General features: G+C 61.6%; 26 protein-coding genes. 8 read left to right on the top strand and 18 right to left on the bottom strand.

The genetic code is table 11. The features are described from left to right. Positions 1 to 15: 15 nt before the first annotated feature. Positions 16 to 1,323: an extracellular solute-binding protein gene (locus AC2FMM_RS13055; RefSeq protein ID WP_496684442.1), complete on the bottom strand. Its 1,308-nt coding sequence runs from the start codon at positions 1,321 to 1,323 to the stop codon at positions 16 to 18. A gap of 211 nt (positions 1,324 to 1,534) precedes the next feature. On the opposite strand from AC2FMM_RS13055, the gene AC2FMM_RS13050 reads away from it, so the two are divergent. Next, positions 1,535 to 2,548, top strand: coding sequence for a LacI family DNA-binding transcriptional regulator (locus AC2FMM_RS13050; RefSeq protein WP_496796779.1), 1,014 nt, complete (start codon positions 1,535 to 1,537; stop codon positions 2,546 to 2,548). Positions 2,549 to 2,577: 29 nt separating this feature from the next. Here AC2FMM_RS13050 and AC2FMM_RS13045 read toward each other — a convergent pair whose 3' ends face one another. From AC2FMM_RS13045 to AC2FMM_RS13020, 6 genes are all read right to left on the bottom strand, one after another. Next, a complete protein-coding gene (locus tag AC2FMM_RS13045) occupies positions 2,578 to 3,351 on the bottom strand; it encodes a LamB/YcsF family protein (protein ID WP_496796778.1) in 774 nt (257 codons plus the stop codon). A gap of 16 nt (positions 3,352 to 3,367) precedes the next feature. Further along, entirely contained in the window at positions 3,368 to 4,384 is a 1,017-nt protein-coding gene (locus tag AC2FMM_RS13040; protein WP_496796777.1) for a 5-oxoprolinase subunit C family protein, read from the bottom strand. Then, the gene (locus AC2FMM_RS13035) at positions 4,381 to 5,109 is read right to left on the bottom strand and encodes a 5-oxoprolinase subunit B family protein (protein WP_496796776.1); all 729 of its coding nucleotides are present in this window, start codon (positions 5,107 to 5,109) and stop codon (positions 4,381 to 4,383) included. The genes AC2FMM_RS13040 and AC2FMM_RS13035 overlap by 4 nt, the downstream gene beginning before the upstream one ends. An 8-nt stretch (positions 5,110 to 5,117) precedes the next feature. Beyond that, positions 5,118 to 6,413: a TRAP transporter large permease gene (locus AC2FMM_RS13030; protein ID WP_496796775.1), complete on the bottom strand. Its 1,296-nt coding sequence runs from the start codon at positions 6,411 to 6,413 to the stop codon at positions 5,118 to 5,120. 9 nt (positions 6,414 to 6,422) lie between these two features. After that, entirely contained in the window at positions 6,423 to 6,974 is a 552-nt protein-coding gene (locus tag AC2FMM_RS13025) for a TRAP transporter small permease (protein ID WP_496711895.1), read from the bottom strand. 64 nt (positions 6,975 to 7,038) lie between these two features. After that, positions 7,039 to 8,010: a TRAP transporter substrate-binding protein gene (locus AC2FMM_RS13020; RefSeq protein ID WP_496685168.1), complete on the bottom strand. Its 972-nt coding sequence runs from the start codon at positions 8,008 to 8,010 to the stop codon at positions 7,039 to 7,041. A gap of 182 nt (positions 8,011 to 8,192) precedes the next feature. Here AC2FMM_RS13020 and AC2FMM_RS13015 point away from each other — a divergent pair, with 182 nt between their 5' ends. From AC2FMM_RS13015 to AC2FMM_RS12985, 7 genes are all read left to right on the top strand, one after another. After that, a complete protein-coding gene (locus AC2FMM_RS13015; RefSeq protein WP_496685171.1) occupies positions 8,193 to 8,714 on the top strand; it encodes a winged helix DNA-binding protein in 522 nt (173 codons plus the stop codon). A 250-nt stretch (positions 8,715 to 8,964) separates the two neighbouring features. Then, positions 8,965 to 9,873 (top strand): MBL fold metallo-hydrolase, encoded by a 909-nt coding sequence (locus tag AC2FMM_RS13010; RefSeq protein ID WP_496796774.1) that lies wholly within the window; start codon positions 8,965 to 8,967, stop codon positions 9,871 to 9,873. A 2-nt stretch (positions 9,874 to 9,875) separates the two neighbouring features. Next, complete coding sequence (locus AC2FMM_RS13005; RefSeq protein ID WP_496685725.1) at positions 9,876 to 10,817, top strand: MBL fold metallo-hydrolase; 942 nt, start codon at positions 9,876 to 9,878, stop codon at positions 10,815 to 10,817. Further along, positions 10,814 to 11,428 (top strand): Crp/Fnr family transcriptional regulator, encoded by a 615-nt coding sequence (locus tag AC2FMM_RS13000; RefSeq protein ID WP_496796773.1) that lies wholly within the window; start codon positions 10,814 to 10,816, stop codon positions 11,426 to 11,428. The genes AC2FMM_RS13005 and AC2FMM_RS13000 overlap by 4 nt, the downstream gene beginning before the upstream one ends. A gap of 72 nt (positions 11,429 to 11,500) precedes the next feature. Then, a complete protein-coding gene (locus tag AC2FMM_RS12995; protein ID WP_496684469.1) occupies positions 11,501 to 11,689 on the top strand; it encodes a YgaP family membrane protein in 189 nt (62 codons plus the stop codon). Then, entirely contained in the window at positions 11,641 to 12,174 is a 534-nt protein-coding gene (locus AC2FMM_RS12990; RefSeq protein WP_496796772.1) for a rhodanese-like domain-containing protein, read from the top strand. Before AC2FMM_RS12995 ends, AC2FMM_RS12990 begins: the two co-directional genes overlap by 49 nt. Before the next feature lie 50 nt (positions 12,175 to 12,224). Next, complete coding sequence (locus AC2FMM_RS12985) at positions 12,225 to 13,277, top strand: YeeE/YedE family protein (RefSeq protein WP_496796771.1); 1,053 nt, start codon at positions 12,225 to 12,227, stop codon at positions 13,275 to 13,277. Between the two features lie 12 nt (positions 13,278 to 13,289). Here the strand turns inward: AC2FMM_RS12985 and hemA are convergent, their stop codons facing one another. From hemA to soxY, 11 genes are all read right to left on the bottom strand, one after another. After that, on the bottom strand, positions 13,290 to 14,507 hold the full coding sequence (hemA, locus tag AC2FMM_RS12980) for a 5-aminolevulinate synthase (protein WP_496713175.1): 1,218 nt from the start codon (positions 14,505 to 14,507) through the stop codon (positions 13,290 to 13,292). Then, positions 14,507 to 14,914: a DUF302 domain-containing protein gene (locus AC2FMM_RS12975; protein ID WP_496713197.1), complete on the bottom strand. Its 408-nt coding sequence runs from the start codon at positions 14,912 to 14,914 to the stop codon at positions 14,507 to 14,509. The genes hemA and AC2FMM_RS12975 overlap by 1 nt, the downstream gene beginning before the upstream one ends. Positions 14,915 to 14,949: 35 nt before the next feature. Continuing rightward, on the bottom strand, positions 14,950 to 15,384 hold the full coding sequence (locus AC2FMM_RS12970; protein WP_496741706.1) for a DsrE family protein: 435 nt from the start codon (positions 15,382 to 15,384) through the stop codon (positions 14,950 to 14,952). 80 nt (positions 15,385 to 15,464) lie between these two features. Further along, positions 15,465 to 16,730, bottom strand: coding sequence for an FCSD flavin-binding domain-containing protein (locus tag AC2FMM_RS12965; RefSeq protein WP_496683828.1), 1,266 nt, complete (start codon positions 16,728 to 16,730; stop codon positions 15,465 to 15,467). 23 nt (positions 16,731 to 16,753) lie between these two features. Beyond that, a complete protein-coding gene (locus AC2FMM_RS12960) occupies positions 16,754 to 17,461 on the bottom strand; it encodes a c-type cytochrome (protein ID WP_496796770.1) in 708 nt (235 codons plus the stop codon). A 3-nt stretch (positions 17,462 to 17,464) separates the two neighbouring features. After that, positions 17,465 to 18,733, bottom strand: a complete 1,269-nt coding sequence (locus AC2FMM_RS12955; RefSeq protein ID WP_496796769.1) for a c-type cytochrome — start codon at positions 18,731 to 18,733, stop codon at positions 17,465 to 17,467. Continuing rightward, positions 18,717 to 19,988 carry a sulfite dehydrogenase gene (gene soxC / locus AC2FMM_RS12950; RefSeq protein ID WP_496713183.1) on the bottom strand — a complete coding sequence of 424 codons (1,272 nt, stop codon included), beginning with the start codon at positions 19,986 to 19,988 and terminating at the stop codon, positions 18,717 to 18,719. The genes AC2FMM_RS12955 and soxC overlap by 17 nt, the downstream gene beginning before the upstream one ends. Before the next feature lie 22 nt (positions 19,989 to 20,010). Beyond that, positions 20,011 to 21,708 (bottom strand): thiosulfohydrolase SoxB, encoded by a 1,698-nt coding sequence (gene soxB, locus AC2FMM_RS12945; RefSeq protein ID WP_496685190.1) that lies wholly within the window; start codon positions 21,706 to 21,708, stop codon positions 20,011 to 20,013. A gap of 85 nt (positions 21,709 to 21,793) precedes the next feature. Further along, positions 21,794 to 22,639 (bottom strand): sulfur oxidation c-type cytochrome SoxA, encoded by an 846-nt coding sequence (soxA, locus tag AC2FMM_RS12940; protein WP_496685193.1) that lies wholly within the window; start codon positions 22,637 to 22,639, stop codon positions 21,794 to 21,796. A 69-nt stretch (positions 22,640 to 22,708) separates the two neighbouring features. Continuing rightward, complete coding sequence (gene soxZ / locus AC2FMM_RS12935) at positions 22,709 to 23,038, bottom strand: thiosulfate oxidation carrier complex protein SoxZ (RefSeq protein ID WP_496683844.1); 330 nt, start codon at positions 23,036 to 23,038, stop codon at positions 22,709 to 22,711. A gap of 37 nt (positions 23,039 to 23,075) precedes the next feature. Then, a complete protein-coding gene (soxY, locus tag AC2FMM_RS12930; RefSeq protein ID WP_496685195.1) occupies positions 23,076 to 23,492 on the bottom strand; it encodes a thiosulfate oxidation carrier protein SoxY in 417 nt (138 codons plus the stop codon). Positions 23,493 to 23,519: the final 27 nt, after the last annotated feature.

The following is a 23,519-nucleotide window of genomic DNA, read 5'->3' as shown; positions in this document are numbered from 1 at the left end:
TTTTGCGTCAGTGGGTCAGTTCTGGGTTTTCGCGAACCGATCCAACAGGGCGTTGGCTTCGGTTTCGATGTTGTTGAACGCGTCCTCGACCGAGGTCTCGCCGGTCAGGATGCGGCCGTATTCACGGTTCATCACGTCGCGGATCTGGACGTAGAAACCCATACGGTAACCCTTGGTATGCTCACCGGCCGGCAACGACAGCTGCTTGATGCCAACCTCGGCCGCGGGGGCGCGGTCATAGTGGCCATCGGCCTTAGCCATTTCATAGGCGGCGGTGGTGATCGGAACGTAACCGGTCTCGCGGTGCCACATGTACTGGGTTTCCGGCTTGGTCAGGAACTCGAAGAACGCGGCCGTAGCCTTGTTTTCCTCTTCGCTCTTGCCGGCCATCGCGAACAGGGCCGCGCCACCGATGAAGGTCTGCTTGGGCTCTTTCGTCACGGCTTCCCAATAGGGCAGGAAGGTGGCTGAAAACTCGAACGGCAGGTCCTTCTTGGACAGGCCGCCGAACGAACCGGACGACCCCAGCCAAATGGCAACCTTGCCTTCTTCAAACGGGGTCTGGTTGTCGCTCCAGCCGGTGCCGTACCATTCGAAGAACCCGTTGTCTTTCCAGTCTTTGACGGCGCTGAAATGTGCCTTGATCGCGTCGTTGTTGACAAGAATATTGGTGCCGTCAGCGCCTTCATAGCCGTTGTCGTTGGTGGCGAACGGCAGGTCGTGACGCGAGTGGAAGTTCTCGGTGAAGATCCACGGCAGGTGCGATTGCGACAGACCGATATAACCGGCCTCTTTCAGCGCGGGCGCGGTGACGGTCTGGAACTCTTCCCAGGTCTTCGGCGGGGTCACGCCAGCTTTTTCCAGCGCATCCACGTTGTAATACATGATGGGCGAGGACGAGTTGAACGGCATGCCGATCATCTTGCCGTCACTGTCGGCATAGAAATAGCGCACGCCCGAAATATAGTCTTCGATGTCGAACGCAACGCCGTTCTGTTCCAACAGGTCCTGAACCGGAACGGTTGCACCCTTGGCACCGATCACGGTGGCGGCGCCGGCGTCGAATACCTGCAGGATGTTGGGCTGTTCACCCGCGCGGAAGGCGGCGATGCCTGCGGTCAGGGTTTCCTCGTAGGTGCCCTTGAAGACCGGAGTGATCTTGTAGTCGTCCTGCGAAGCGTTGAAGTCCTCGGCAATCTGGTTGACGGTATCGCCCAGTGCGCCGCCCATGGCGTGCCACCATGTGATTTCAACCTCGGCCATGGCGGCGCTGGCCACCATCGCGATCGCTGCGGCCGACGCGCCCAACTTGAATTTCTGCATGTGAATCCTCCGGTTCGTGTTTGGCCCTTTCGGGCGGGCAAAGCCCATGAAGCTGTGCGGGCGCAAGGCCCCGAGAACGCGTGAACATTGTTCAAAATTTTTTTCTGGCCAATGTGCACACGTGTTCACTAACTTCTAAGCATGACATTTTGGTGAAAGAATCGATTCAATTCAACAAATTCCTGCACCTCGCATCTGGTGCCGATCAGACATGACCGACACATCGAAAAAACCACCCTCGCGCCCCCGTCGGGTCACCGCCAAGACAGTTGCCGATCTGGCCGGGGTTTCGCGTTCGGCGGTGTCGCGCGCCTTCACGCCAGGCGCCTATGTTGATTCGGAGAAACGCAGGCGCATCCTGCAGATCGCCGCCGAAACCGGGTATCAACCCAACGCCTTGGCGGCGGGACTGAAGGGCGGCCAGTCGAACCTGGTCGCGGTCTTTGTCGGCGACATGCGCAGCCCCTACGACGCCGCCTTCGTCGGACAACTGACGCGGCGGTTGATCGGCATGCGGAAATGGCCGATCTTGGTCGATCAGGCGAACGGCCAACCCGAAGCCGCCTTGGACGACCTTCTGCGGTTTCCCCTGGATGCGCTGATCCTGCGCGGAGGCAGCATGTCGCAGCAGATCGTCGAACGCTGTGCCCGGTTTAACGTGTCCACGATTTCGTCGGGACGACCGGTCGAGGGGCCGGGTATCGACACCGTGTGCTGCCGTAATGCCGATGGCCTGCGCCGGTTGACCGAGTTGCTGATTCAGCGTGGCTATCGAAGGTTCGGATTTCTCAATGGTCCGAGCGAGTTCTACTCGTCATCACGGCGGCGCGCCGGGGTGTTGCAAGCTCTGAACACGGCCGGGCTGCCGCTGGTGGCCGAAGCCGGGGGCGACTATACGGTGCAGGGCGGGCACTCGGCCGCGGTTGAGCTTCTGAACCAGCACCGCATCGATGCGTTGATCTGTGCCAATGACGCAATGGCGATCGGCGCGCTGGCGGCGGCGCAGGCATTGTCGCTGGACGTGCCCGGCGACCTTGCCGTCACGGGATTCGACGATATCGACATGGCCGGTTGGCCGATCTTCGACCTGACGACGGTGCGCAACCCAATCGACGAGGCTGTCGATGCGATCATCCACCTTCTGGATCTGCGCCAGGCCGAGCCGAAGAAGGCCCCGGACCGTATCGACATCGATCCGGTCGTGATCGAGCGCGGCACGCATTGAGCTGCGGCGCACAGCTCGGCCTTCTAGGGTCAGGCCGGACCGCCGGCGAATTGCCTGAGCTCCACACCGCTCTTCTGCAGGGCCTGGCGCACTTGGGCTGCGATCTTCACGGCCGTCGGCGTGTCTCCGTGCAGGCAGATCGTGTCGATGCGGGTGGGAATATGCTTGCCGCTTTCAGTGATGATTGCCCCGGCCTTGACCATCTCGACCATGCGCGCGGCGGCACGGTCGGGGTCATGGATCACCGCGCCGGGCAGGCTGCGGTCGACCAGCGTGGCATCATCGTTGTAGGCACGATCGGCAAAGATCTCGCAGGCTACGGTGCAGCCCAGGTCGCGCGCGGCGCGTTGCTGGGCGGTTCCGGCCAGAACCATGATGATCAGATCCGGAGCCACCGACAGCGCCGCCTCGTAACAGGCCCGCGCCATCGCCTGATCTTCGGACGCCATGTTGGCCAGCGCGCCGTGCAACTTCAGATGACGCACCTGCCCGCCGGCCGCCCGCGCCATCGCCTGCGCCGCGCCGACCTGATAGCGGATAAGGTTCTGCAGCGACGGCAGGGGATAGTGCATTCGCTGACGCCCGAAGCCGTGCAGATCGGCAAACCCGGGATGCGCGCCGATGCCCACGCCGTTCTCCACCGCCTGCGCCATCGTCGCGGCCATCACGTCCCAGTCGCCCGCATGAAACCCGCAGGCCACGTTGGCCGACGTCACGATCTTCAACAGCGCCGCGTCATCGCCCATTTTCCAGGGGCCAAAGCTTTCGCCCATATCGGCGTTCAGATCGACTTGATGTGCCATGGCACAGGCTCCTTATCTACAAAACGTCCTCTTCGCGGGCGATGGCGCCGCTGATCAGTTGATAGGATAGCAGGTCGGACATACTGCGCGGATCACGGATCAGCGGGCGCAGCGCCCGAGGTAGCGCGACCCTGACCTGGGCGGCGGCCCGCTCGGCGGCCACCGCTTCGTCCAGCGACACGAAGCGGAACCGCAGGTCGGCCCCGGCCGGGGCCTGCGCCACCTTGGGCAGGTCGCAGGGCAGAACGGTGCCGATGCGGGGATAGCCGCCGGTGGTCTGGCACTCGGCCAACAGCACGAAGGGCGTGCCGTCGCCGGTGACCTGGATGTCACCCGGCACGATGGTTTCCGACAGCACGCTGCGCCCGCCCGAGACATGAAAGCCCGGTCCGTTGCTCTCCAGCCGCACGCCCATGCGATTGGCGCGCGCGTCCCGACGGAACGCGGTGGCTTGCAACCGCTCCAGAACGTCTGGGGCGAACAGGTCGGTCTGGAAACTTGCCACGATACGGATTTCTCCGCCCGAGAACCGGTCCTCGGGGTCGAAGGTCATGCCGGTTGCACCGCCCGAATCCGCGCCGATCGCCAGCCGGTCCCCCGCCTTCAGCAGGGCACCGATCCCCGCCGTCAGATGGGCCGAACAGGCGCCCAAAAGCGGGCCGCCCTTCACCCCGCCGCCGATGCTGAGATAACCATAGCTGCCGGCGACGGCGGGCCCGATGCTTAGCCGGGCGCCCGCAGGTAGAAGGTGCGAGGCGTTCCAGACTGCGGTCGCGCCATCGATCTGCGCCCGCATCCGCGCGCCAGTCAGGGCGATGCGTAGATCCTGATCGGCCTGAAATTCTCCGCCCATGCCGGCCATTTCCACGGCGGCAAGACTGTCGGCCTGTCCCAGCAACGCTGCGCCCTCGGCCAATGCACGCCGGTCCACCGCACCCCCGCGCGACAGGCCCATGTCCAGATATCCGGGCCGCCCCAAGTCCTGCACCATCAGGCCGGGCCCGGCGCGCAGTATGGTCAGATGCGCGCTCATGCCAGCGCCTCGCAACTGGCGCCGCCGCGCGGATCGCTGCGCATCCGCGCCAGCGTTTCCGGGTCGGTGGGGGTGAACTGCACTTCATCCCCGGGGCGCAAAAGGAAGGGGTCGGGCACATCGGGCTGGAACAGACGGATGGCGGTCTGGCCCACATGCTGCCATCCGGTCGGCGTGGTGACAGAGAACAGCACAAGCTGCCGCAGCGCCACCACCAGAGCGCCCTCGGGCACGCGCGGGGTCAATTCCTTTTGCCGGGGGATGTCCCAGGCGGGCGGCAATTCACCTAGATAAGGCTGACCCGGGGCAAAGCCGATGGTCTGCACCCGCACCCGCGCTTCGGAAAGCGACCGGATCGCCTCGGCCTCGGACAGGCCCGCCGCCTGCGCCGCCTGCCCCAGCCGCGGCGCCAGATCCGTGCCGAAGACGGTGGGTACCCGCCAGAACCTGCGCCCGCCGGGCAGGTCGGCCGCGTACCAGTCGCGCTGGTCCAGCAGCGCCTGCACCTGCTGGTGCAACGCGGCATGCGACAAGTGCAGCGGATCGAACCGGACGAAGGCCGACACCAGCGAGGACGAGGTTTCCTCGACCCCCGCCCAGCTTTCCGCCTCGAGCGCGGCGCGAAAGGCCAGGGCAGCGCGGTTGGCCGGTTCGCTCAGCGCGGCTGCAAAGCTGATCAGCAGCCCGTCCACCCCGGCGGTTCGTATGATTGGAAAATCCTGCATCGCCCCCGTCACATCTGGTTCGGCAGATAGGTCACGATGCCGGGGAAAATCACGATGATCACCAGCGCCACGATCATCAGGAAGAAGAACGGTAGCGCCGCATGGGCCACCCGCAGGATGTCGCGCCCGGTCAGCGATTGCAGCACGAACAGGTTGAAGCCGACGGGCGGGGTGATCTGCGACATCTCGACCACGATCACGAGGAAGATGCCGAACCACAGCGGGTCGATCCCCGCCTGCATCACCATCGGCATGATGACCGAAGCCGTCAGCACCACGACCGAGATCCCGTCCAGAAAACATCCCATGATCACGAAGAACACGGTCAGCGCCGCCAGCAGCGTGAAGGTCGACAGGCCCAGCGACGCGATCCATTCCGCCAGCACGCGCGGAATGCCGGTGAAGCCCATCGCCACGGTCAGGAACGAGGCCCCTGCAAGGATGAAGGCGATCATGCACGAGGTCACCGTGGCCCCCATCAGCCCGTCGACAAAGCTGGCGCGGGTCAACGTGCCCTCGCGCCAGGACAGCAGCAGCGCCAGCACCACGCCCACAGCGGCCGCATCGGTGGGCGAAGCGATCCCGGCATAGATCGAGCCGATCACACCGACGATCAGCAGGATCACCGGCACCAACCGGCGAGAACGTCGCAGCTTTTCCCCGAAACTCGCGCGGATGTCCTCGGTGGGTAGGTTGGCGCGGTTGATCAGTGCCCAGATCGCCACATAACCCACGAACAGCCCCACGAGAAGCAGTCCCGGCAGAACTCCGGCCACGAACAGGCGGGCGATGGACTGCTCGGTTGCCACGCCATAGACGATCAGGATGATCGACGGCGGGATCAGCAGGCCCAGCGTAGCCGACCCGGCCAGCGTGCCGATGATCATCTTCTCGGGATAGCCGCGGCGCGAAAGCTCTGGAATCGACAGCTTTCCGATCGTGGCCGCCGTGGCCGCGGACGACCCGGACACCGCCGCAAAGATCCCGCAGGCAAAGACGTTCACATGCAACAACTGCCCCGGCAGCCGGTTCATCCAGGGCGACAAGCCCGTGAACATGTCCTCGGACAGGCGCGAGCGGAACAGGATCTCGCCCATCCAGATGAACAGCGGCAGCGCCGCCAACGCCCAGGAATTGCTGTGCCCCCATAATGTGGTCGCCATGACCAGCCCCAGCGGCGCATCGGAAAACAGCGCCATCGCCGCAATCCCGACCCCCAGCAGCGAAAACGCCACCCACAGGCCCGACCCCAGAAAAGCGAACAGCAGAACAAGAAGAATGATGGAAAGCGTGGCAATCGACATCTGCTGGCCCTATTCGTTCAGAAGGTTTTCGCCCTTGCCGTCCCAGCTGGGCGCGCGGCCCGCCAGCAGGCCGACCAGCTCGTCGACCAGGGCAAGAGTCAGAATGGCCAGCCCCAGCAGGACCGGCATCTGCACGATCCACAACGGCACCGAGACCATGCCCGGGCTGCGGTCGCCATATTCCAGCGACTCCAGAACCAGCAGGCCCAGATACCAGGTGGCATAGGCGCTCATGGCCAGGGCAATTGTCACCACGCAGATCTCGGTCAGGCGGCGCGGCCCCTTGGGCATCCGTCCGATCAGCAGCGTGACCCGGATATGCCCGCCGGCGCGCAGCGCATAGGCCAGCGCCAGAAAGCTGGATGCGGCCAGAAAGAATCCGGTGAAATCGGCATAGGAGGGGATGGTCAGGCCCACGCCCTGCCCGGTCAGCGCGGCCCAGATCTTGTCGGCCAGATTCAGCCCGACCTGCGCAAAGACCAGCACGACGATGGCCAGAATGAACAGCGCCGCCAATCCGCCGGCTGCACGATAGATGAAATCAAGACTGCGCCGCAGCATCGCCATCCCCTCCCCTTGTTGTCGAACCCGGCCGGACGTTTGGCACCCGGCCAGGTCGGATCGTTTACTGCTGATAGGCCTGCAGCAACGCGGCGCCTTCTTCGCCGGCCTCAGCGGTCCAGTTCTCGAGCATCTGCGCGCCGATCGCGCGCAAGCCGGCCATCAACTCTTCGGATGGCTGCACCACGGTGATGCCGTTTTCCTGCAGGACCGCGGTCTGCTTGGCGGTCTCGGCCTGGCTCATCTCCCAGCCGCGGGCTTCGGCGGCGGCGGCCGCCTCCAACACGGCGGCCTGGGTCGCGTCATCCAGACGGCGGAAGGCGCGCTTGTTCACCACGACCACGTTCTTGGGAATCCAGGCCTGGATGTCGGTGTAGTGGGTCAAAAAGTCCCACGCCTTAGAGTTCACCCCGGTCGAGGGCGAGGTGATCATCGCTTCGACCCGGCCGGTGCTGAAGGCCTGCGGAATGTCCGGCACCTCGACCTGCGTGGGTGCGGCGCCCGCCAAGTTGGCGAATTCTTCCAGCGTAGCGTTGTAGGTGCGGAACTTCAGGCCCGCCAAGTCATCCACGCTGTTGATTTCCTTGGTGGTGTACAGACCCTGCGGTGGCCACGGCACGGCGTACAGTACCATCATGCCCTGTTCATCCAGCAGACCGCTGATCACGTCCTTCTGAGCCGCCCAGAGCTTTTGGGCGTCGTCATAGTTGGTGGCCAGGAACGGAAGCGAGTCCGCACCGAAGGCTGGGTTGTCATTGGCCAGCAGCGACAGGAAAAACTCTCCGATCGGAACCTGACCGCTGCGCACGGCCTTGCTGATCTCGGGGTGCTTGAACAGAGATCCGGCGGAATGGACCTTGATTTCAAGGGCACCATCGGTGGCCGCGGTGACGTCCTTGGCGAATTCGTGGATGTTGACCGTGTGGAAAGTGGCATCCGGATAGGGGGTCGGCATGTCCCAGGTCTCGGCCTGCACCTGCATGGCCAACCCGGCCAGCGCGGCCACCGCGCCACCGGCAATCTGCATCAGTTTCATTTTGGCTCTCCCTGCTTGAGTACTGGCGCCGAAGCTGACTCAACGTTAGCGATTTGTCAACGTTTTGTTATTGTTTTGGCCGAAACGCTGCAGGTTCCAAAGGTCAGGACGTTGAAAACGCACGCACTCCATGCCAAAACACTGATAATTTCTAAGCGTTTTGCACATCAAAAGGCCGCAACATGACCGATTCTTCCCCCGACACGCGCCGCATCGTTTCCTCTCGCCACCTGGCCGAGGGCGAAGGCTGGGAACTGTCCGAACTCGAATTCGGCCTGATCATCGTCTACAACGCGTTCTCACGCTGGATGACCCGCTGCATGGCCGCAGCCGGGCAGGCCGATCTGGGACCGCTCGACATTCTGATCCTGCACAACGTCAACCACCGCGGCCGCGACAAACGCCTGACCGACATCTGCTTTCTTCTGAACATCGAAGACAGCCACACCGTTAACTACGCCCTGCGCAAACTTCTGAAGGCCGGGCTGCTGACGTCGGAAAAGCGCGGCAAAGAGGTGTTCTACCGCACCTCGCCCGAGGGCGTGGAGCTATGCGACGCCTATCGCAAGGTGCGCCAACAATGCCTGCTGGAAGGGCTGCCTGCCACCGACCTGTCCGGCGACGATCTGCGCGAGTTGGCCCGCAACCTGCGCGCTCTGTCCGGTCACTACGATCAGGCGAGCCGCGCTGCGGCGTCGCTCTGACCGTCGTCGCTTGTGCCATTCACCCTGTGATCTGACGACCTGAGGCTGGCAGCGCAGGTTGTATCCCGCCCTGCAGCCAAAAGCGCGACAAAGACCGATACCCGCGCCCACCCGGCCTATTTGCACCGTTAGCCCGCTTTCCCAAAAAGCACACCTGGCCAAGCGCAAAGCGTTAGGGCTCTATCCGGCAATTCTTGCCCCTCGGGAGATATTCATTCATATTCCGATGTGAGCATTTAGGGAGTTGGACATGAATATCTCACGGCGCAGGATGATGCAGGTCATGGCGGCCATTCCGCTTGCAGGCGGGCTGCCGGTCTTGGCACGGGCCGACATTTCGTTGGGTTCGGCCAGGCTGACGACGGTCAGCGACGGCCATCTGATCCTGCCCGCCAGTTTTATTTTTGAACCCATGCCCAAAGATGAGCTTGGTCAGATTCTGGCGGACTTCGGGATATCCAATGAAACGCTGGAACCCGAGTGCAACCTGACCCTATATCGCGACGGCGAAAACACTGTTCTGTTCGACGTCGGCGCGGGGCCGGATTTCGTTCCGACTGCAGGCACCGTTCTTGATAGCCTCGACGCGGCCGGTGTCACCCCCGAAGACGTCACCCATGTCGTGTTCACTCATGCACATCCCGACCACATCTGGGGGCTGTTGGATGATTTCGACGAGATCGTCTTCCCCGATGCAATCTTCATGATGGGCCGAGCCGAGTGGGATTATTGGTGGAATCCCGAGACCGTCAACACCATCGGCGAGACCCGTGCCGCTCATGCCGTCGGCGCAAAAAGAAGAATGACCGCGATCGAAGACCGCGTTCAGCTTTTCGACGCCGATCAGGAAATCCTGCCCGGAATCGCTGCGGTTTCGACCCCGGGCCATACACCCGGACACATGGCGTTCGAGATCCGGAAGGGCAACTCGGCCGCACTGGTCGTCGGCGATGCCATCGGCAATCACCACGTCGCCTTCCGCCGGCCCGCGTGGCACAGTGGTGCGGATCAGGACGCAGAGACGGCGGCCGCCACGCGGCTGGTTTTGTTCGACCGCCTGACGCACGAGGACCTGGCCCTGATCGGCTTCCATCTTCCCGGCGGCGGCATCGGCCGCGCCGAAAAGGCCGGTGACGGTTATCGGTTCGTGGAGGCATGAATATGCGTATCGTCCTGTTTGCGGCGCTGCTTGCGTCTCCGGCCCTGGCCAGCGAAGACATCGCGGATCAGTACCCGGCCTCACCCCTGTATTCGAAACCGGTGGAGTTCATTCCGAATGTCTGGTCCGCGATCGGTGCGACAGCTCCGCCGACCTATGAAAACTCCGGCCACAACAACAACCTCAGCTTCATCGTCACCGGCGATGGGGTCGTGGTGATCAATGGCGGCGCGGCCTATGTCCTGGCCAAGGCGCTACACGAAGAGATCAAGGCCATCACCGACCAGCCGGTGAAGCTAGTGATTGACGAGAACGGCCAGGGGCACGCGATGCTGGGCAACTCCTACTGGGCCGAGCAAGGCGTTCCGATTCTAGCCCATGTGGATGCCGCGCATGAAATCGAAGAGCGCGGCCATCAGTTGCTGGAGGAGATGAAACGGTACAACCGCGACAAGGCCGAAGGCACGTTCGTCGCGCCGCCCACCGAAACCTTCGAGGACACACGCGTCGTCGAGATGGGCGATTACCGGATCGAGGTGCTGCATCTGGGCCCGGCACACGGGCCAGGCGACACGCAGGTCTGGCTGCCCGAGCAGAGTCTGGTCATTGCCGGTGACATGGCCTTTCACGAACGGATGCTGCCCATCTTTGAGGATACCATCGTGGCGGACTGGATCGAAACCTGGGAAACCAGGTTCGAGCCTCTGGGCGCCACCTATGTCATTCCCGGTCACGGACATCCCACCAACATGGACCAGGTGCGGCGCTATACCCGCGATTATCTGGTCTATCTTCGGGAAAAAATCGGCGCGCATCTTGAAGAAGGCGGCGATCTGGCCGATGCCTACTACATCGACCAAAGCCCCTACGCGCATCTCGACACGTTCGAGGAACTGGCCACGAAGAATGCCGGGCGCGTCTATGAGCAGATGGAGTTCGAGTGACCGACCACCCAGCCGAACCGTTTCTGACCGAGGGCAACAGAATCCACGTTCCGGATGGCACCTGCCTGTTCCGGCCCGGCGACGAGAGCCGGGCCTTTCTGTTTGTCCTGTCTGGCTCGGTTCGGGTGGAACAAACCAACGCCGCCGGTCGTACTGTCGTCCTGTACAGGGTCGAGGCTGGGGATAGCTGCGTTCTGACCACCACCGGGCTTTTGTCCGGGCGTCCCTATTCGGGCTATGGCTACGCCGAGGGCAATGTCACCGCAGTCTCAATTCCCGCCCAGCGGTTCCGCTCGCTGCTGAGTTCGGAACCAAAATTCCAAGAGATCGTGTTCCGCAATTTCGCCGCCCGTGTGGGGGAATTGACCGATGTTATTGACGATCTGCTTATTCACCGGACCGACCAACGCATTGCCCGCTGGCTGGCCAATCGTGCAGGACCGACCATCCACGTCACGCAGCAAGAGCTGGCTCAGGAATTGGGAACTGTGCGCGAGGTCGTCTCGCGAACACTGAAGTCCTTTGAAAGGCGGGGCTGGATCAATTCTGGCCGCGGGACGATCACGGTTCTTCAGGTCGCTGCCCTCGCAGAGCATGCCGAGCATGCCTGACCGTGATTGAGTCACATACGACCCGGTGGTTTTCCGGCTACATAGGTGGCACAGAAATGAAGGAGACCCGCTATGACTCGCAATCTTGGACAATTTGACCGCCTCGCCCGCCTGGTTCTGGGGGCTGCACTGATCATCCTGGCGGCCATGGGCACCATCGGTATCTGGGGCTATTTTGGCGTTATCTTCGTTGGTACTGCATTCCTGAACTTTTGTCCTATCTACCGAATTCTGGGAATCAAAACTTGCAGAGATTGCTGAAACAACATTTTCCGGTGCCGCGCACCCTTCTGGCCAGCCTGCTGCTGTACTTGTTGTCTGTTGCTCAGCCAGCTGGTGCAGCAGGTCAGGACATGTCAGCTCCGGAAGCTGCCGGCCTGGTGGAGGCGGGACGCCTTGTTCTGCTGGACATCCGCTCTCCGCAGGAATGGGAAGAGTCGGGCGTTGCCCGTGGGGCCTTGCCCATTTCAATGCACGAGCCGGATTTTCCGAAGCGCCTGCAAGAAATTCTGTCCCGTGTTCCACCGGAACGCGTCGGCCTGATCTGTGCGACCGGCGGTCGCTCGAACTATGTGGCCGAAATTCTTGAGAAGAACGGCGTGACCGATGTCGTAGACGTTTCCGAAGGGATGTTCGGGAATGGAAAATCCCCCGGCTGGATCGCCCGCGGCCTGCCTGTCGTTCGGGCCCGCGAGGCGCTGAACAACTATACCCTGTGGCGCTTGAGCGAAATCAAGGCAGACTAAAATAGTCCCACCCTATATTGCCACGCAACAAGGACTGCTGGTGAACACGGATGGAACAACTAATTGATCAGTTCGGCGAGCCCACACTTCTGATGATGTCAGGGGCACTGGTGGGGCTTTTGTTCGGGGCCGCCGCCTATCATTCCCGGTTTTGCCTGCGGGCGGCGACCGTCGAAGTGGCCGAGCGTACGCTTGGGCCAAAACTGGCAATTTGGCTGATCGCATTCTGCACGGGTCTGGCGCTGGTCCAGCTTTCGATCCTGACTGGGCATCTTGACGTCAGCATGGCCCGGCAAATCGCCGGCACAGGCAGTCTTTCTGGGGCGATCATCGGCGGGTTGATGTTTGGCATAGGCATGATCCTGGCGCGGGGCTGTGCCAGCCGTCTGCTGGTACTGTCTGCTTCGGGGAACTTGAGGGCCATCGTGACAGGGCTGGTTCTGACCCTGACGGCGCAGGCATCGTATCGCGGGGTGCTGGCACCTCTTCGCGAGAGGCTGGCCAGCCTGTGGACAATTCCGGGCGGGTCTGAACGGATGCTGTTCGACTCCTCGGTCGTGGTTGGCGCTGTCGGCGTTCTGGGTCTTGTCGCAGCCGTCTCCTACGGAATATCCCGAAACCTGCGCTGGTCCGAGCTGGTCTCGGCGGCCTTGGTAGGTGTCGCTGTTTTTGCTGGTTGGAGCGTGACCTACGCGATCGCCTCGGCCTCGTTCGATGTGGTACAGGTGCAATCAGTTACCTTTACCGGGCCATCAGCGGACACGCTCATGGCATTGGTCAACGAACGGAACCTCCCGCTTAGCTTCGGAGTGGGTTTGGTCCCCGGCGTATTCCTTGGTGCCCTGATGCTCGCCCTGCTACGGGGCGAAGCCAGGATACAGCGGTTCGAGCCGAACACACCAATGGAAAGATACCTGATCGGGGGCGTTCTGATGGGGTTCGGCAGCATGTTGGCTGGCGGTTGCGCCGTGGGCGCCGGAATGTCAGGCGGGGCAATCCTTGCCCTGACAGCCTGGGTGGCCGTGTTTTGCATGTGGGTCGGCGCCGTTGCGACGCACACTTTGCTGCAAATGCGAGGTGGCCAGATGTCGGCCACCGCCTGACCCTATCGGGCGTTACTGCGCGGCCAGCGGTTGACGCCCTAGTTGACACTGTGACCAGAGCATTTCGAGTGCAGAAATCAAACGATCGATGTCCCGATCGGTGTGAACCGGTGAAGGTGTGATCCTAAGCCGCTCGGTTCCTTTCGGCACCGTTGGATAATTGATCGGTTGGATGTATAGACCGTGCTCTTTCAAAAGCATGTCCGAGATGAACTTGCATTTGACAGGGTCGCCGACCATCACCGGAATGATGTGGCTGGGGTTTTCGATATGCGGAAGGCCGATTTCGTCCAGCCGCGCCCGAACCTGCGCCACACGCGCCTTGTGGGCTTCGCGTTCCGACGCGCTGTTTTTAAGATGCCGGATAGAGGCCGCCGCTCCGGCTGCAAGTGCCGGGGGCAACGCCGTGGTAAAGATGAATCCGCTGGCAAATGAGCGTACGAAGTCGCAGATCTCGGCCGAGGCGGCAATGTATCCGCCCATCACGCCAAAGGCCTTGCCCAGCGTGCCTTCGATGATGGTCAGCCGGTCCATCAAACCTTCGCGTTCGGCAATGCCACCACCACGCGGGCCGTATAGTCCAACAGCATGTACCTCGTCTAAATAGGTCATGGCGTTGTATCGATCAGCCAGATCGCAGATCTCGCGGATCGGGGCGATATCGCCGTCCATCGAATAGACACTCTCGAAAGCGATCAGCTTGGGCTGGTCGGGCGGCAAGGCAGCCAGCTTTGCCTCGAGATCAACCAGATCGTTATGTTTCCAGATTACCTTCTGCGCCCGCGAGTGGCGGATGCCTTCGATCATCGAGGCGTGGTTCAACGCATCCGAAAGGACGACACAATTGGGAATCCGCGCCGCCAAAGTGCCCAGTGCCGCCCAGTTTGATACATAGCCCGAGGTAAACAACAGGGCGGCTTCCTTGTTGTGCAGATCCGCCAGTTCGGATTCCAGAAGAACATGGTCATGGGTGGTGCCGGATATGTTGCGCGTACCACCTGCGCCTGCACCGGTCCGGTCCAGCGCCGCGTGCATGGCCGACAGAACTTTCGGGTGTTGGCCCATGCCCAGGTAGTCATTCGAACACCAGATCGTCACCTCGCCTGGCCCGTTGTGGCAGTTTGCGGCCGGAAAACGACCGCAATGCCGCTCGAGCTCGGCGAATTCGCGGTAATTGCCTTCCTCGCGCAATTTGGCCAGTTCAGACCGGAAAAACCCCTGGTAATCCATCAGTTGCCAACAGCCTCCGAGACGATATCGTCCAACAGAGCCTGAACCTTCTGCATCGGCCCTTCAGGATAGGGGCGATATCCGACCATCACCTCTCCGTCACGGTCGGTGACGAAGATGCCATAGGGACAGTGCTGGATATTCATCGGATCGGCCTCCATCACTTCGCGCGACAAAACCGCCGAGCAGAACAGGAAAATATCTGCGTTTTCGAAGACTTTTTCAGAGCTTCCAACATCTTCGCCAGTACGGTTCAGCATGTCGCCCACATGGCTGACGTAGTCAATCACCAGCCCCTTTCCAACGATCGCGCTTTCAACGGCAAAGGTCGCTTCATCGAAACTGCCATCGAAAGGAACAAGGATGGGGTCTGCTCCTGCTGCACCAGCAGTCAGAACAAATGCCATAAATGCGTTTTTCATCTTCCTAGTCCTTTCATTTATCAAGGGCGAATAACCGTCCAGCCCGCTTCGCTGAGAGTCATCAGATCGACTACTCCGGCCGGGACATGCTCGGCGATTTCGACGATAGGTGGCTCTTTGCCTTCTTTCTTGGTCATGCCGGCAATCGTATTTCCGCAGGCTGCGAACGTGACGTTCGGCATCGAGGCACCGAACGCATCCAGACGTTCGAGAACCGGCGATGTATCCTTGCGCAGCATGTGAAGCCCCGCATTGAACGCTACAATCCGAACTTCGACGGTTTCGCCCTGGCTTTCATAGTACCGCGTCACATTTGCCGCCACGTTCAGGACCGTGTTCATTTTCTGCGGGTTGTTGTCGCTGATTTGCAGAGCCAGTTTGTGGTCTGCAAGACCGTCTTGCGCCACGGCTGCGGACGTCCACAGCGCCATGACGCAGACCGCGATCATTCCCATTATTTTTCTCATTTTTTTTCCTCCCACTGGATTACTGATCGCCCCGAAACCCGCTTTGCCAGTCGGGGCGCCCTATAACATCAACCGAACATGTCGGACGTGATACCAGTGTACCAGCCTTCAGACTCTTCGTAAGTCGTCTTGCGCACTTCCGCGCTTTCGCCGGTCTGTGAAATAAACCCGTCCACCTTGGCGATCTTTTCCGGCGTCGCCTCATAGGTGGCTCCGACCTTGACACCGTCGTCGGTGTCGATCAGCGACCAGCAGGTGTTCGAGAACTTGGCCGGGAAAACCTTGGACCCGGTCAGCGCCCCACGCACGGCATTGGCACAGACTTTTGCCTGACTGTTGGCCGAGAACCCGGATTTCGGCATGTCGCCTTGCTGCGATGCATCGCCCAAAACGTAAATGTCCGCATCAGCCTTCGACGACATGTCAGCCGCGTTCACCGGAGCCCAATTGCCATCGGTCACGCCTGCCAGTTCGGCGATCCGACCGGCCTTCATCGCGGGGATGACGTTGCACACATCCACTTTGGTTTCCTCGCCGTCGATGGTCAGCGTCATCGCGGCCGGGTCCACGCTGACATTGCCGCCCCCGAATTCTTCGCCAATCCAATCGATCATGCCGTCATAGTGATTGGCCCATCCTTCCTGGAACAGCGCCATTTTCGAGAATTTTGGCTTGGGATCGGCCACGATGATCTTGGCCGTCGGATTGTTGGCCTTCAGGAAGTGGGCGACCATGGACACGCGCTCGTACGGTCCCGGCGGGCAGCGATACGGGTTGGGTGGCGCAACCATGGCAAAGGTGCCGCCTTCGGGCATTGCCATCAACTGCGCTTTCAGCAGCTCGGTCTGCGACCCGGCCTTGTAGGCGTGCGGCATGGCGTTCTGTGCCGAGATGTCCCATCCTGGCACCGCGCCATCGACAAAATCAATGCCGGGGCTGAGGATCAGCTTGTCATAGGGAAGGCTTCCGCCCCCGGCCAGCGCCACCGTCTTGGCATCGCGGTCCACCCCGATGGCCCAGTCATGCACCACGTTGACGCCGCCGGCCGCCAGCCCGCCATAGCTGTGGCCAAGGTCTTTCATATCCTTGAACCCGCCCAGATAAAGGTTCGAGAAAAAGCAGGTATAGTAACGGCGCGTCGGCTCGACCAAGGTGACGTCGATGGCGCCCTTGCTGTCCTTGGCGATGTAGCGCGCAGCGGTGGCCCCGCCGGCCCCGCCACCGATCACGACGACCCGCGGCTTGCCGTGACCATCGGCAAGAACCGCCGGGGCGGCCAACGAGGCCGTGACCAGCGCCGTCTTTCCCAGAAATGCGCGTCTGTTCATCGTCATGTGCAGTCTCCTCCCTGCAGTGCTCAGTGTTCGAGGCGGTTGAAATACGCCGCAAGCGCGGCGATTTCCTCGTCATTGAGACGCCCGGCCATCATCTGCATGACCGGATGCTGACGCTGTTTGTTCTTGTATGCGTGCATCGCAATGACAAAGTCTTCTTCGGGCCACAGCACGATTGACGGAATACCGTCATCGCCTCCGTCCGCCTGGTGACAGGTCGTGCATTCGCTACTCAGGTATTCGCCGTATTCCGGATCACCCTGGATCGCCAGGATCGCCGGGTCCAGGTCATGATCGGTGGCCGTGGCCGTGGGATCCGCCTCGGGGATGTTCGCAGGATCGTCGGAAAACAGCCGAAGATAGGCGATCACGTCGTGACGATCCTTGGCGTTCTTGATCCCCCGAAAACTCATGCGCGTTCCCGAGGCATAGGACCGTGGATTTTCCAAAAACGCATCCAGCGTATCCGCATGCCATTCCAGCCCGCTGGCCGCGGCGCGCCGGAAACTTTTGGAATACTTGAACCCTTCAATGCCGGCCGCCGGCCGGCCAAACAGTCCGTTCAGATACGGGCCGATCCGGTTCTTTGCCCCCTTGCCTACCTGATGGCATCCCTTGCACTGGTCGAACACCACCTTTCCGGCCTCGGCATCGCCCAAAACATCGGCAGCCACGGCGGTTGAAACCACCGTGGCACAAGCCGAAAGGATCACCCCCAGCGCCCGTTGCATCATCTACTCGCCGAATGTCGCAAGATAGGCATTGAGCGCCGCGCGGTCCTGCTCGTCCTTAAGACCGGCAAAACTCATCTTGGTGCCCTTCATGTAGGTTTTCGGCTTGGCCAGAAACGCGTCCAGCGCGGCCTGGTCCCAGATCCGGCCTTCTTCGTTGGCTTGCTTGAAAACTGACGAGTAACCGAACCCGTCCACCGATCCGAAGGTCCGCCCGAACAGACCGTTGAGATGCGGACCGGTCTTGTTCTTGGCGCCGTCCCCCACTTGGTGGCAGGCCGAGCACTTCCTGAACACCTTCTTGCCGGCGGCGATCAGCTCGGCATCACCGGCTTCGGCCGCATCTCCGGAAGCGGCTTCTTCCACCGTCGCGGTGGCAGCCGCAAACGTGGGCGTTTCGGATGTGTCGGCGGAATTCATAACCGAGTCGCCGCCATGGTCCGGCGTCACATCCAGGAACGTCGCGCGCTTGGTGATCTCGACACTGTCCTTGCAGTTTTCCATGCAGGGCTCGGTGCGCCATTCCGCGTATTCCAACTGAGGCCGGTCGTCGATCACGAACCCGTCCTGGTTGGGCATTTCGAACGTCGCCAGATTGTCGTGGTTCAGCTCGAACTCGTCATCGACCAAGTCGTTGGAATACAGGATGTAGGCCACGATCGCATAGGTCTCATCGGCGCTGAGTGTTCCGGCCTCGCCGAAGGGCATCGACCGGTGCACATAGTCCCAGGCCGTGGTCAGGTAGGGCCAATAGGACCCGACCGTCTTGACGGGGTCTTCGTCGGCCAGCGTGCCAAAGCCACCGGCCAGAACCGGCCAGTTGTCCACGCCTTCGGCAAAGTCACCGTGGCAGGCCGCGCATTTTTCGGCAAAAACTTCCTCACCCGTAAACACATCGCCCGACCCCTCGGGCAGCCCGCGCCCATCGGGCAGCACGTCCACGTCCCAGGCCGCGATCTCTTCGGGCAAGGCCGGACGGCCCAGACCGAAGGTTCCGTCATGCGCCGAAACCGGCTCACCCCCGGCAACCGCGTTGCCGGCCTTGCTTTCCAGTTCGGAAAGGCGAGTCTCCAATTCCGCCAAACGGGCCGCGCTTGCTTCGGCCTCGGTCAGCGCCGAGGCCTTTTGCGCCTCGACCTGTGCAAGTCGCGTCTGCAGCGTCTCGATCTGGCTGTCACCATATCCGCGGTTCGCGACCGCAACCGCGACACTGCACACCAAGGCGATCCCGCCAAAAACGGGAAGATAGATGCCACTAAGAGACTTCGACATTTTCGGCGATCCCTTCTGCGTTGACGTACCAGGTCTGGATACAGTTGTTGTGATAGACCGAGTTTTCGCCGCGCTTCTCGCGCAGTTGGTCTTTGGTCGGCTGGACATAGCCGGTTTCGTCCATGGCGCGGCTTTGCAGCAGCATCGGAGAACCGTCCCACTCGGTATCCAAATAGAAGCGGGTCAGCGCCTTGGTATCAAGCTGCTTGCCCAGCCGCGCGGTCTCCCAGGTGATACCGCCATCCTTCGAGACATCGACCCGCGTGATGCGTCCGTGACCGGACCACGCCAGGCCGGAAATTACCAGCGGCCCCTTGCCGTGCTTGATCGGCATCTGCGGACTGGGCGAAGTGATGACCGACTTGGCATCCATCACCCAGGTCCATTTCCGGGCGGTGCCATCGGCGTAGACATCCGTGTATTTCGAGGTCTCCTCACGGCTTTCCACGGCCGCATCGGTCACTTCGATCCGGCGCAGCCACTTGACCCACATGTTGCCCTCCCAGCCCGGAACCACCAGCCGGACCGGATAGCCATGCTCCATCCGCAGCGCCTCGCCATTGGCCTTGAAGGCGACCAGAACGTCGTCCAGCGCCTTTTCCATCGGGATCGAACGGCCGTTCGACGAAGCGTCGGCGCCCTCGACATAGACCCATTTGTCCGACAGGTCTCCGGCGGCGTCCAATCCGGCCTCTTGCAGCAGGACGCGCAGTGGGACACCGGCATATTCCATGTTGTGGATCATGCCATGGGTGAACTGGACGCCGTTCAACTGGGCGCCGGCCCATTCCATGCCCGTATTGGCCGCGCATTCGCAGAAATAGACGTGGTTTTCGCGCGGGAACCGTTCAAGATCATCGTAGGTAAAGACCAGCGGCCGATCGACCAACCCGTTGATCATCAGCCGGTAATCCTGCTTGCTCAATTCGATCGCGCCGGAATGGTGCCGCTCGAAGGCGCAGCCTTGTGGGGTAATGGTGCCGTCCAGCGCGTGGATCGGCGTGAAGTTGATCGACGAGATCGGCGAGGCGGTCAGCCATTCGACATTACGCCGCACGACGTCGCTTTCAAAACGGATCGGCATACCATAGGGCGTTTCATCGACACCGGCGCCGGTGTACGAGGCCCAGTCCTGCAATTGGGTGATCAACGGGTCCGCCTCCTGCGCCGCGACCGACCCCGCGACCGATCCTGCGGCGATCGCGGCGCCGCCTCGCAGAAAGGCGCGGCGGGAAGGCTTGAACATATCATCCATGTCTCAAGTGCTCCGGGTAGTGTCAGACGCCCACGACGTCGACGTTGGTGTTTTCCTGAACCGTGACGGTTCCAAGCTTGCGGATATGGCTTTCGACCACGTCCCAGATCGGCGGTCCCTCGGTGCCCTCGTTGACCGAGGCCCAGCCAGCCACGACATAGGCCCTGGATGCGTCGATCGGCTCACCGGTCTTCAGCAGGGTCATGTTCGAGATCCGCTCGCCCTGCGGCTTGGACACGTCGATCCGATAGCCGAGCCCACCGGTGCGCACCATGTCGCCGCCCTGCTGATAATAGGGATCAGGGTTGAAGATGTTGTCGGCCACGTCTTCCAGGACCACCTTCAGGAATTCGCCTGTCATCTCGGTCCGGTAGGCCTGGCCGTAGGTCATCGAGGTGACACCGAAGATATCCTCGCGGGTGATGTCCTGCCCCGGTATCAGCGACGGCCCCCAGCGCACGCCCGGGCTGAGCGCGATTTCCGCTTCGCGCTCGCTGAGCAACGCGTCGCAGATCAGGTCATCCCAGGTGCCGTTGAAATTGCCCCGTCGATACAGCAGGCCGTCGGTCTGGCCGATCACCTCGGACATCTCGTCCAGATAGGGCGCGCGCTGTTCGTCGATCAAGGCGGAAACTTCGGGATCGGGGGCGATCACGTCCGAAAAGATCGGGATCAGCTTGGTGCGATAGCCCATCATCCGGCCATCGCGGATATCCAGATCCACCCGGCTGACGAATTTGCCGTTCGAGCCCGACGCAACGATGATCGTTTCACCCACCAGCACCGGCTCGGGCAGAGCGTCATGAGTATGGCCCGACAGGATCACGTCGATCCCCGGCACCACGCTGGCCATCTTCTTGTCGACGTCAAAGCCGTTGTGGCTGAGAACCACGACGCATTCCGCACCGGCGGCGCGGACCTCTTCAACCATCTGCGCCATGTGTTCGTCGCGGATGCCGAACGCGTATTCGGGGAACATCCAGCCGGGATTGGCAATCGGCATGTAAGGGAACGCTTGGCCAATCACGGCGATCTTGGTGCCGCCGCGCTCGAACATCTGGTAGGGCGGGAACAGCTCGGCCGGCTCGTCCCATTCCGCGTCGAAGATGTTCTGTCCCAAGGCCGCAAAGGGCAGTTGTTCGACCAGTTCGGCCACGCGGTCGCTGCCCAGGGTGAATTCCCAATGGAATGTCATCGCGTCCGGCCGCAAGGCGTTCATCACGTTGACCATGTCCTGACCCTGGGTCTTCAGGCAAGTATAGGATCCGTGCCAGGTGTCGCCCCCGTCCAGGAGGATCGCATCGGGACGATCGGCGCGAATGGCGTTGATCACCGTGGCCACGCGATCCAGACCGCCAACCCGGCCATAGGCCTTGGCCAGCGCGGCAAAATCGTCGGACGTCAGGGCATAGTGGCTGGGGCTGCCATCCTCGATCCCGTAGAGCCTGCGGAAATCGGCCCCGGTAACATGCGGCACGACCCCCTTGTTGGCCCCCACCCCGATATTAATCGACGGTTCGCGGAAATAGATTGGCTTGAGCTGTGCGTGAATGTCGGTGATATGGATCAGCGACACATTGCCGAAGGTCTCGAACTCCAGCAGCTGGTCCTGGGTCAGAGACTGCTGCGCCGCCAGCCGGGCCCAGTTGCCGAAGCCGGACGCGCCCACCAGCGCCGAGGCTGCCATTGAAACCTGCAGAAAGTCACGTCTTGAGATCATCTGATGCGCCCTTGATTCACATTTAAATTCGTGAATGTTTTAGGAAAGAAATACCCGCACCAGACGATCCGGCGCGGGTGTTCGATTACTGGCGGACCGCCGGGGTTTCGACCGACAGACCATTTCCGCGCGAAGCCACATAAAGTTCGAGCGCGCGGAACTCATCCGAGCCTTCGGCAAAGGTTTCGGCGCGCGTATCGCGGATGCAGCCGCGGAACCGGTTGTGGCGCGAAATCAGCTTGGCCTGTTTCAGGCGATAGGTCGGAAAGCCGTTGATCATGCCCTGGCTCAGGTGGTCGGCCCGGATCATGTTGCCGTAATTGTCTTCGTGGCAATTGGCGCAGCTCAGCTCAAGCTGGCCATACCGGGTATAGTACATCTCCTTGCCCTGCTCCCAATAGGGCGCGGCGGGTCCGTCAATGGCTACGTTCATCGGCATGCCCCGCGACTGCAGGCCGATCAGCGCGACCATGCCCTGCATGTCGGCGCCCGACCATTTCCAAGCGTCAGCCTCCATGCGCTCGGTCCGGCATTCGTTGATCAGGTCTTCCATCACCACCAGCTTGCCGGTTTCAGGGTCAACCTTCGGCATCTGAGCGGCAAGACCGGCAAAGCTTTCGGCACCGTCATGGCACGAGGCGCAGCTCTTGCCGGCGGCGCCGTCCACTGCTTCAAAAGTGTCAGCGGCCTGATCCACGAAAATCATGGCCGGGTTGTCGAAGTCGTCAACCTGCAGCGCCTGCGTCTCGTCGGTGCGGAAATGCCAGCCGGAATAGATCGTGTCGAAGTTTTCCAGATGTTCGGGCGCTTTGGCGACCGAAATCATCTCGGTCTCGCCATTGATGATCAGCTTGTCGTCATCGGGGCCGGCCAGAACCACAGTCGGCATCGCCGCCATTGCAACAACAGCCGTCAAAGCCTTCAATTTCATTCCGTTTCCTCCCTTGGTCGATCGGCGCCCAGATACACCCGGGCACCGCTCTGCCGATTTGCCGAGCCGTCAAGCGATCTCGATCTTCTTGTTGGTGTCATAGACCGACCCGTCATCGTCGTACCAGGTGAAGACGAATTCCCCGGCCTCGGGCACGGTGGCTTCGAACTGGAAATACGGGTTGGTCGAAATCGCCGGCTCGAGGGTCACGTCGATGACCATCTGGCCGTTGAATTCGCAGGTAAAACGGTTGATGATCGAACGCGGAATGACATTGCCTTCCTTGTCCTTGCGCTGACCGCTTTCCATCGTGTGGCTAATAAGGCTCTTGATCGTCACCGCCTCGCCGGCCGCTGCCGTTTTTGGGACCTTAACGCGGGGTTTCACTCCGGATGCCATGGGGTTTCTCCTGTTGTTCTAAGGGGAGCGCGGGCGATCAGCCGCCGCAGCCGCCGATTGTGACCTTGACCGTTGCCGACGCCTTGGCAAAGCTGCCATCGGCCATCTTGGCCACGGCGATGACGTCCTGTGTTCCGGCCAGTCGAATCCGGGTCGATGCCGACTGCGACGCGGCCAGTGGTCCGAAGTTGAACGTGGCAACATCCGGCGTCGGGTTGCCTGCGGCGAACACTGCGATGGCCACGGCCCCCGGGGCGCTGACTTCGATCGGTACGGTGTTGCCGTTTTCGGCGATTTCCGGCGCGGTCAGGGTGACGCCACCGTCGGCGATGTCAGCCCCACCGGTGAAAGCCGAGATCGAATCCTCGACCGCCGCATTCACCCGGAACGGCAGCATCGTCAGAACCGCAGCCCCCAGACCCAAGGCCAGGGTTTCGCGTCGCGAAATTTCCATTTTACATCTCCTTTGAGTGTGTGCCCC

The organism is Ruegeria sp. BHSC043 (assembly GCF_059612985.1).
Note: the sequence above shows the minus strand (reverse complement) of the source record. Positions and strands in the feature narration are given on the sequence as shown.

What these genes read in the sequence shown, in the direction of transcription:
- AC2FMM_RS12960 (WP_496796770.1), bottom strand. Translation starts at nt 17,461, where the DNA reads ATGCAACGGGCGCTGGGGGTGATCCTTTCGGCTTGTGCCACGGTGGTT.
- AC2FMM_RS13035 (WP_496796776.1), bottom strand. Translation starts at nt 5,109, where the DNA reads ATGCAGGATTTTCCAATCATACGAACCGCCGGGGTGGACGGGCTGCTG.
- AC2FMM_RS13055 (WP_496684442.1), bottom strand. Translation starts at nt 1,323, where the DNA reads ATGCAGAAATTCAAGTTGGGCGCGTCGGCCGCAGCGATCGCGATGGTG.
- AC2FMM_RS13050 (WP_496796779.1), top strand. Translation starts at nt 1,535, where the DNA reads ATGACCGACACATCGAAAAAACCACCCTCGCGCCCCCGTCGGGTCACC.
- AC2FMM_RS12995 (WP_496684469.1), top strand. Translation starts at nt 11,501, where the DNA reads ATGACTCGCAATCTTGGACAATTTGACCGCCTCGCCCGCCTGGTTCTG.
- AC2FMM_RS13015 (WP_496685171.1), top strand. Translation starts at nt 8,193, where the DNA reads ATGACCGATTCTTCCCCCGACACGCGCCGCATCGTTTCCTCTCGCCAC.
- AC2FMM_RS12955 (WP_496796769.1), bottom strand. Translation starts at nt 18,733, where the DNA reads ATGTCGAAGTCTCTTAGTGGCATCTATCTTCCCGTTTTTGGCGGGATC.
- AC2FMM_RS12970 (WP_496741706.1), bottom strand. Translation starts at nt 15,384, where the DNA reads ATGGGAATGATCGCGGTCTGCGTCATGGCGCTGTGGACGTCCGCAGCC.
- soxY (WP_496685195.1), bottom strand. Translation starts at nt 23,492, where the DNA reads ATGGAAATTTCGCGACGCGAAACCCTGGCCTTGGGTCTGGGGGCTGCG.
- soxA (WP_496685193.1), bottom strand. Translation starts at nt 22,639, where the DNA reads ATGAAATTGAAGGCTTTGACGGCTGTTGTTGCAATGGCGGCGATGCCG.
- AC2FMM_RS13010 (WP_496796774.1), top strand. Translation starts at nt 8,965, where the DNA reads ATGAATATCTCACGGCGCAGGATGATGCAGGTCATGGCGGCCATTCCG.
- hemA (WP_496713175.1), bottom strand. Translation starts at nt 14,507, where the DNA reads ATGGATTACCAGGGGTTTTTCCGGTCTGAACTGGCCAAATTGCGCGAG.
- AC2FMM_RS13045 (WP_496796778.1), bottom strand. Translation starts at nt 3,351, where the DNA reads ATGGCACATCAAGTCGATCTGAACGCCGATATGGGCGAAAGCTTTGGC.
- AC2FMM_RS12975 (WP_496713197.1), bottom strand. Translation starts at nt 14,914, where the DNA reads ATGGCATTTGTTCTGACTGCTGGTGCAGCAGGAGCAGACCCCATCCTT.
- AC2FMM_RS13030 (WP_496796775.1), bottom strand. Translation starts at nt 6,413, where the DNA reads ATGTCGATTGCCACGCTTTCCATCATTCTTCTTGTTCTGCTGTTCGCT.
- AC2FMM_RS13040 (WP_496796777.1), bottom strand. Translation starts at nt 4,384, where the DNA reads ATGAGCGCGCATCTGACCATACTGCGCGCCGGGCCCGGCCTGATGGTG.
- AC2FMM_RS12985 (WP_496796771.1), top strand. Translation starts at nt 12,225, where the DNA reads ATGGAACAACTAATTGATCAGTTCGGCGAGCCCACACTTCTGATGATG.
- AC2FMM_RS13025 (WP_496711895.1), bottom strand. Translation starts at nt 6,974, where the DNA reads ATGCTGCGGCGCAGTCTTGATTTCATCTATCGTGCAGCCGGCGGATTG.
- soxB (WP_496685190.1), bottom strand. Translation starts at nt 21,708, where the DNA reads ATGATCTCAAGACGTGACTTTCTGCAGGTTTCAATGGCAGCCTCGGCG.
- AC2FMM_RS13005 (WP_496685725.1), top strand. Translation starts at nt 9,876, where the DNA reads ATGCGTATCGTCCTGTTTGCGGCGCTGCTTGCGTCTCCGGCCCTGGCC.
- AC2FMM_RS12965 (WP_496683828.1), bottom strand. Translation starts at nt 16,730, where the DNA reads ATGACGATGAACAGACGCGCATTTCTGGGAAAGACGGCGCTGGTCACG.
- AC2FMM_RS13020 (WP_496685168.1), bottom strand. Translation starts at nt 8,010, where the DNA reads ATGAAACTGATGCAGATTGCCGGTGGCGCGGTGGCCGCGCTGGCCGGG.
- soxC (WP_496713183.1), bottom strand. Translation starts at nt 19,988, where the DNA reads ATGGATGATATGTTCAAGCCTTCCCGCCGCGCCTTTCTGCGAGGCGGC.
- soxZ (WP_496683844.1), bottom strand. Translation starts at nt 23,038, where the DNA reads ATGGCATCCGGAGTGAAACCCCGCGTTAAGGTCCCAAAAACGGCAGCG.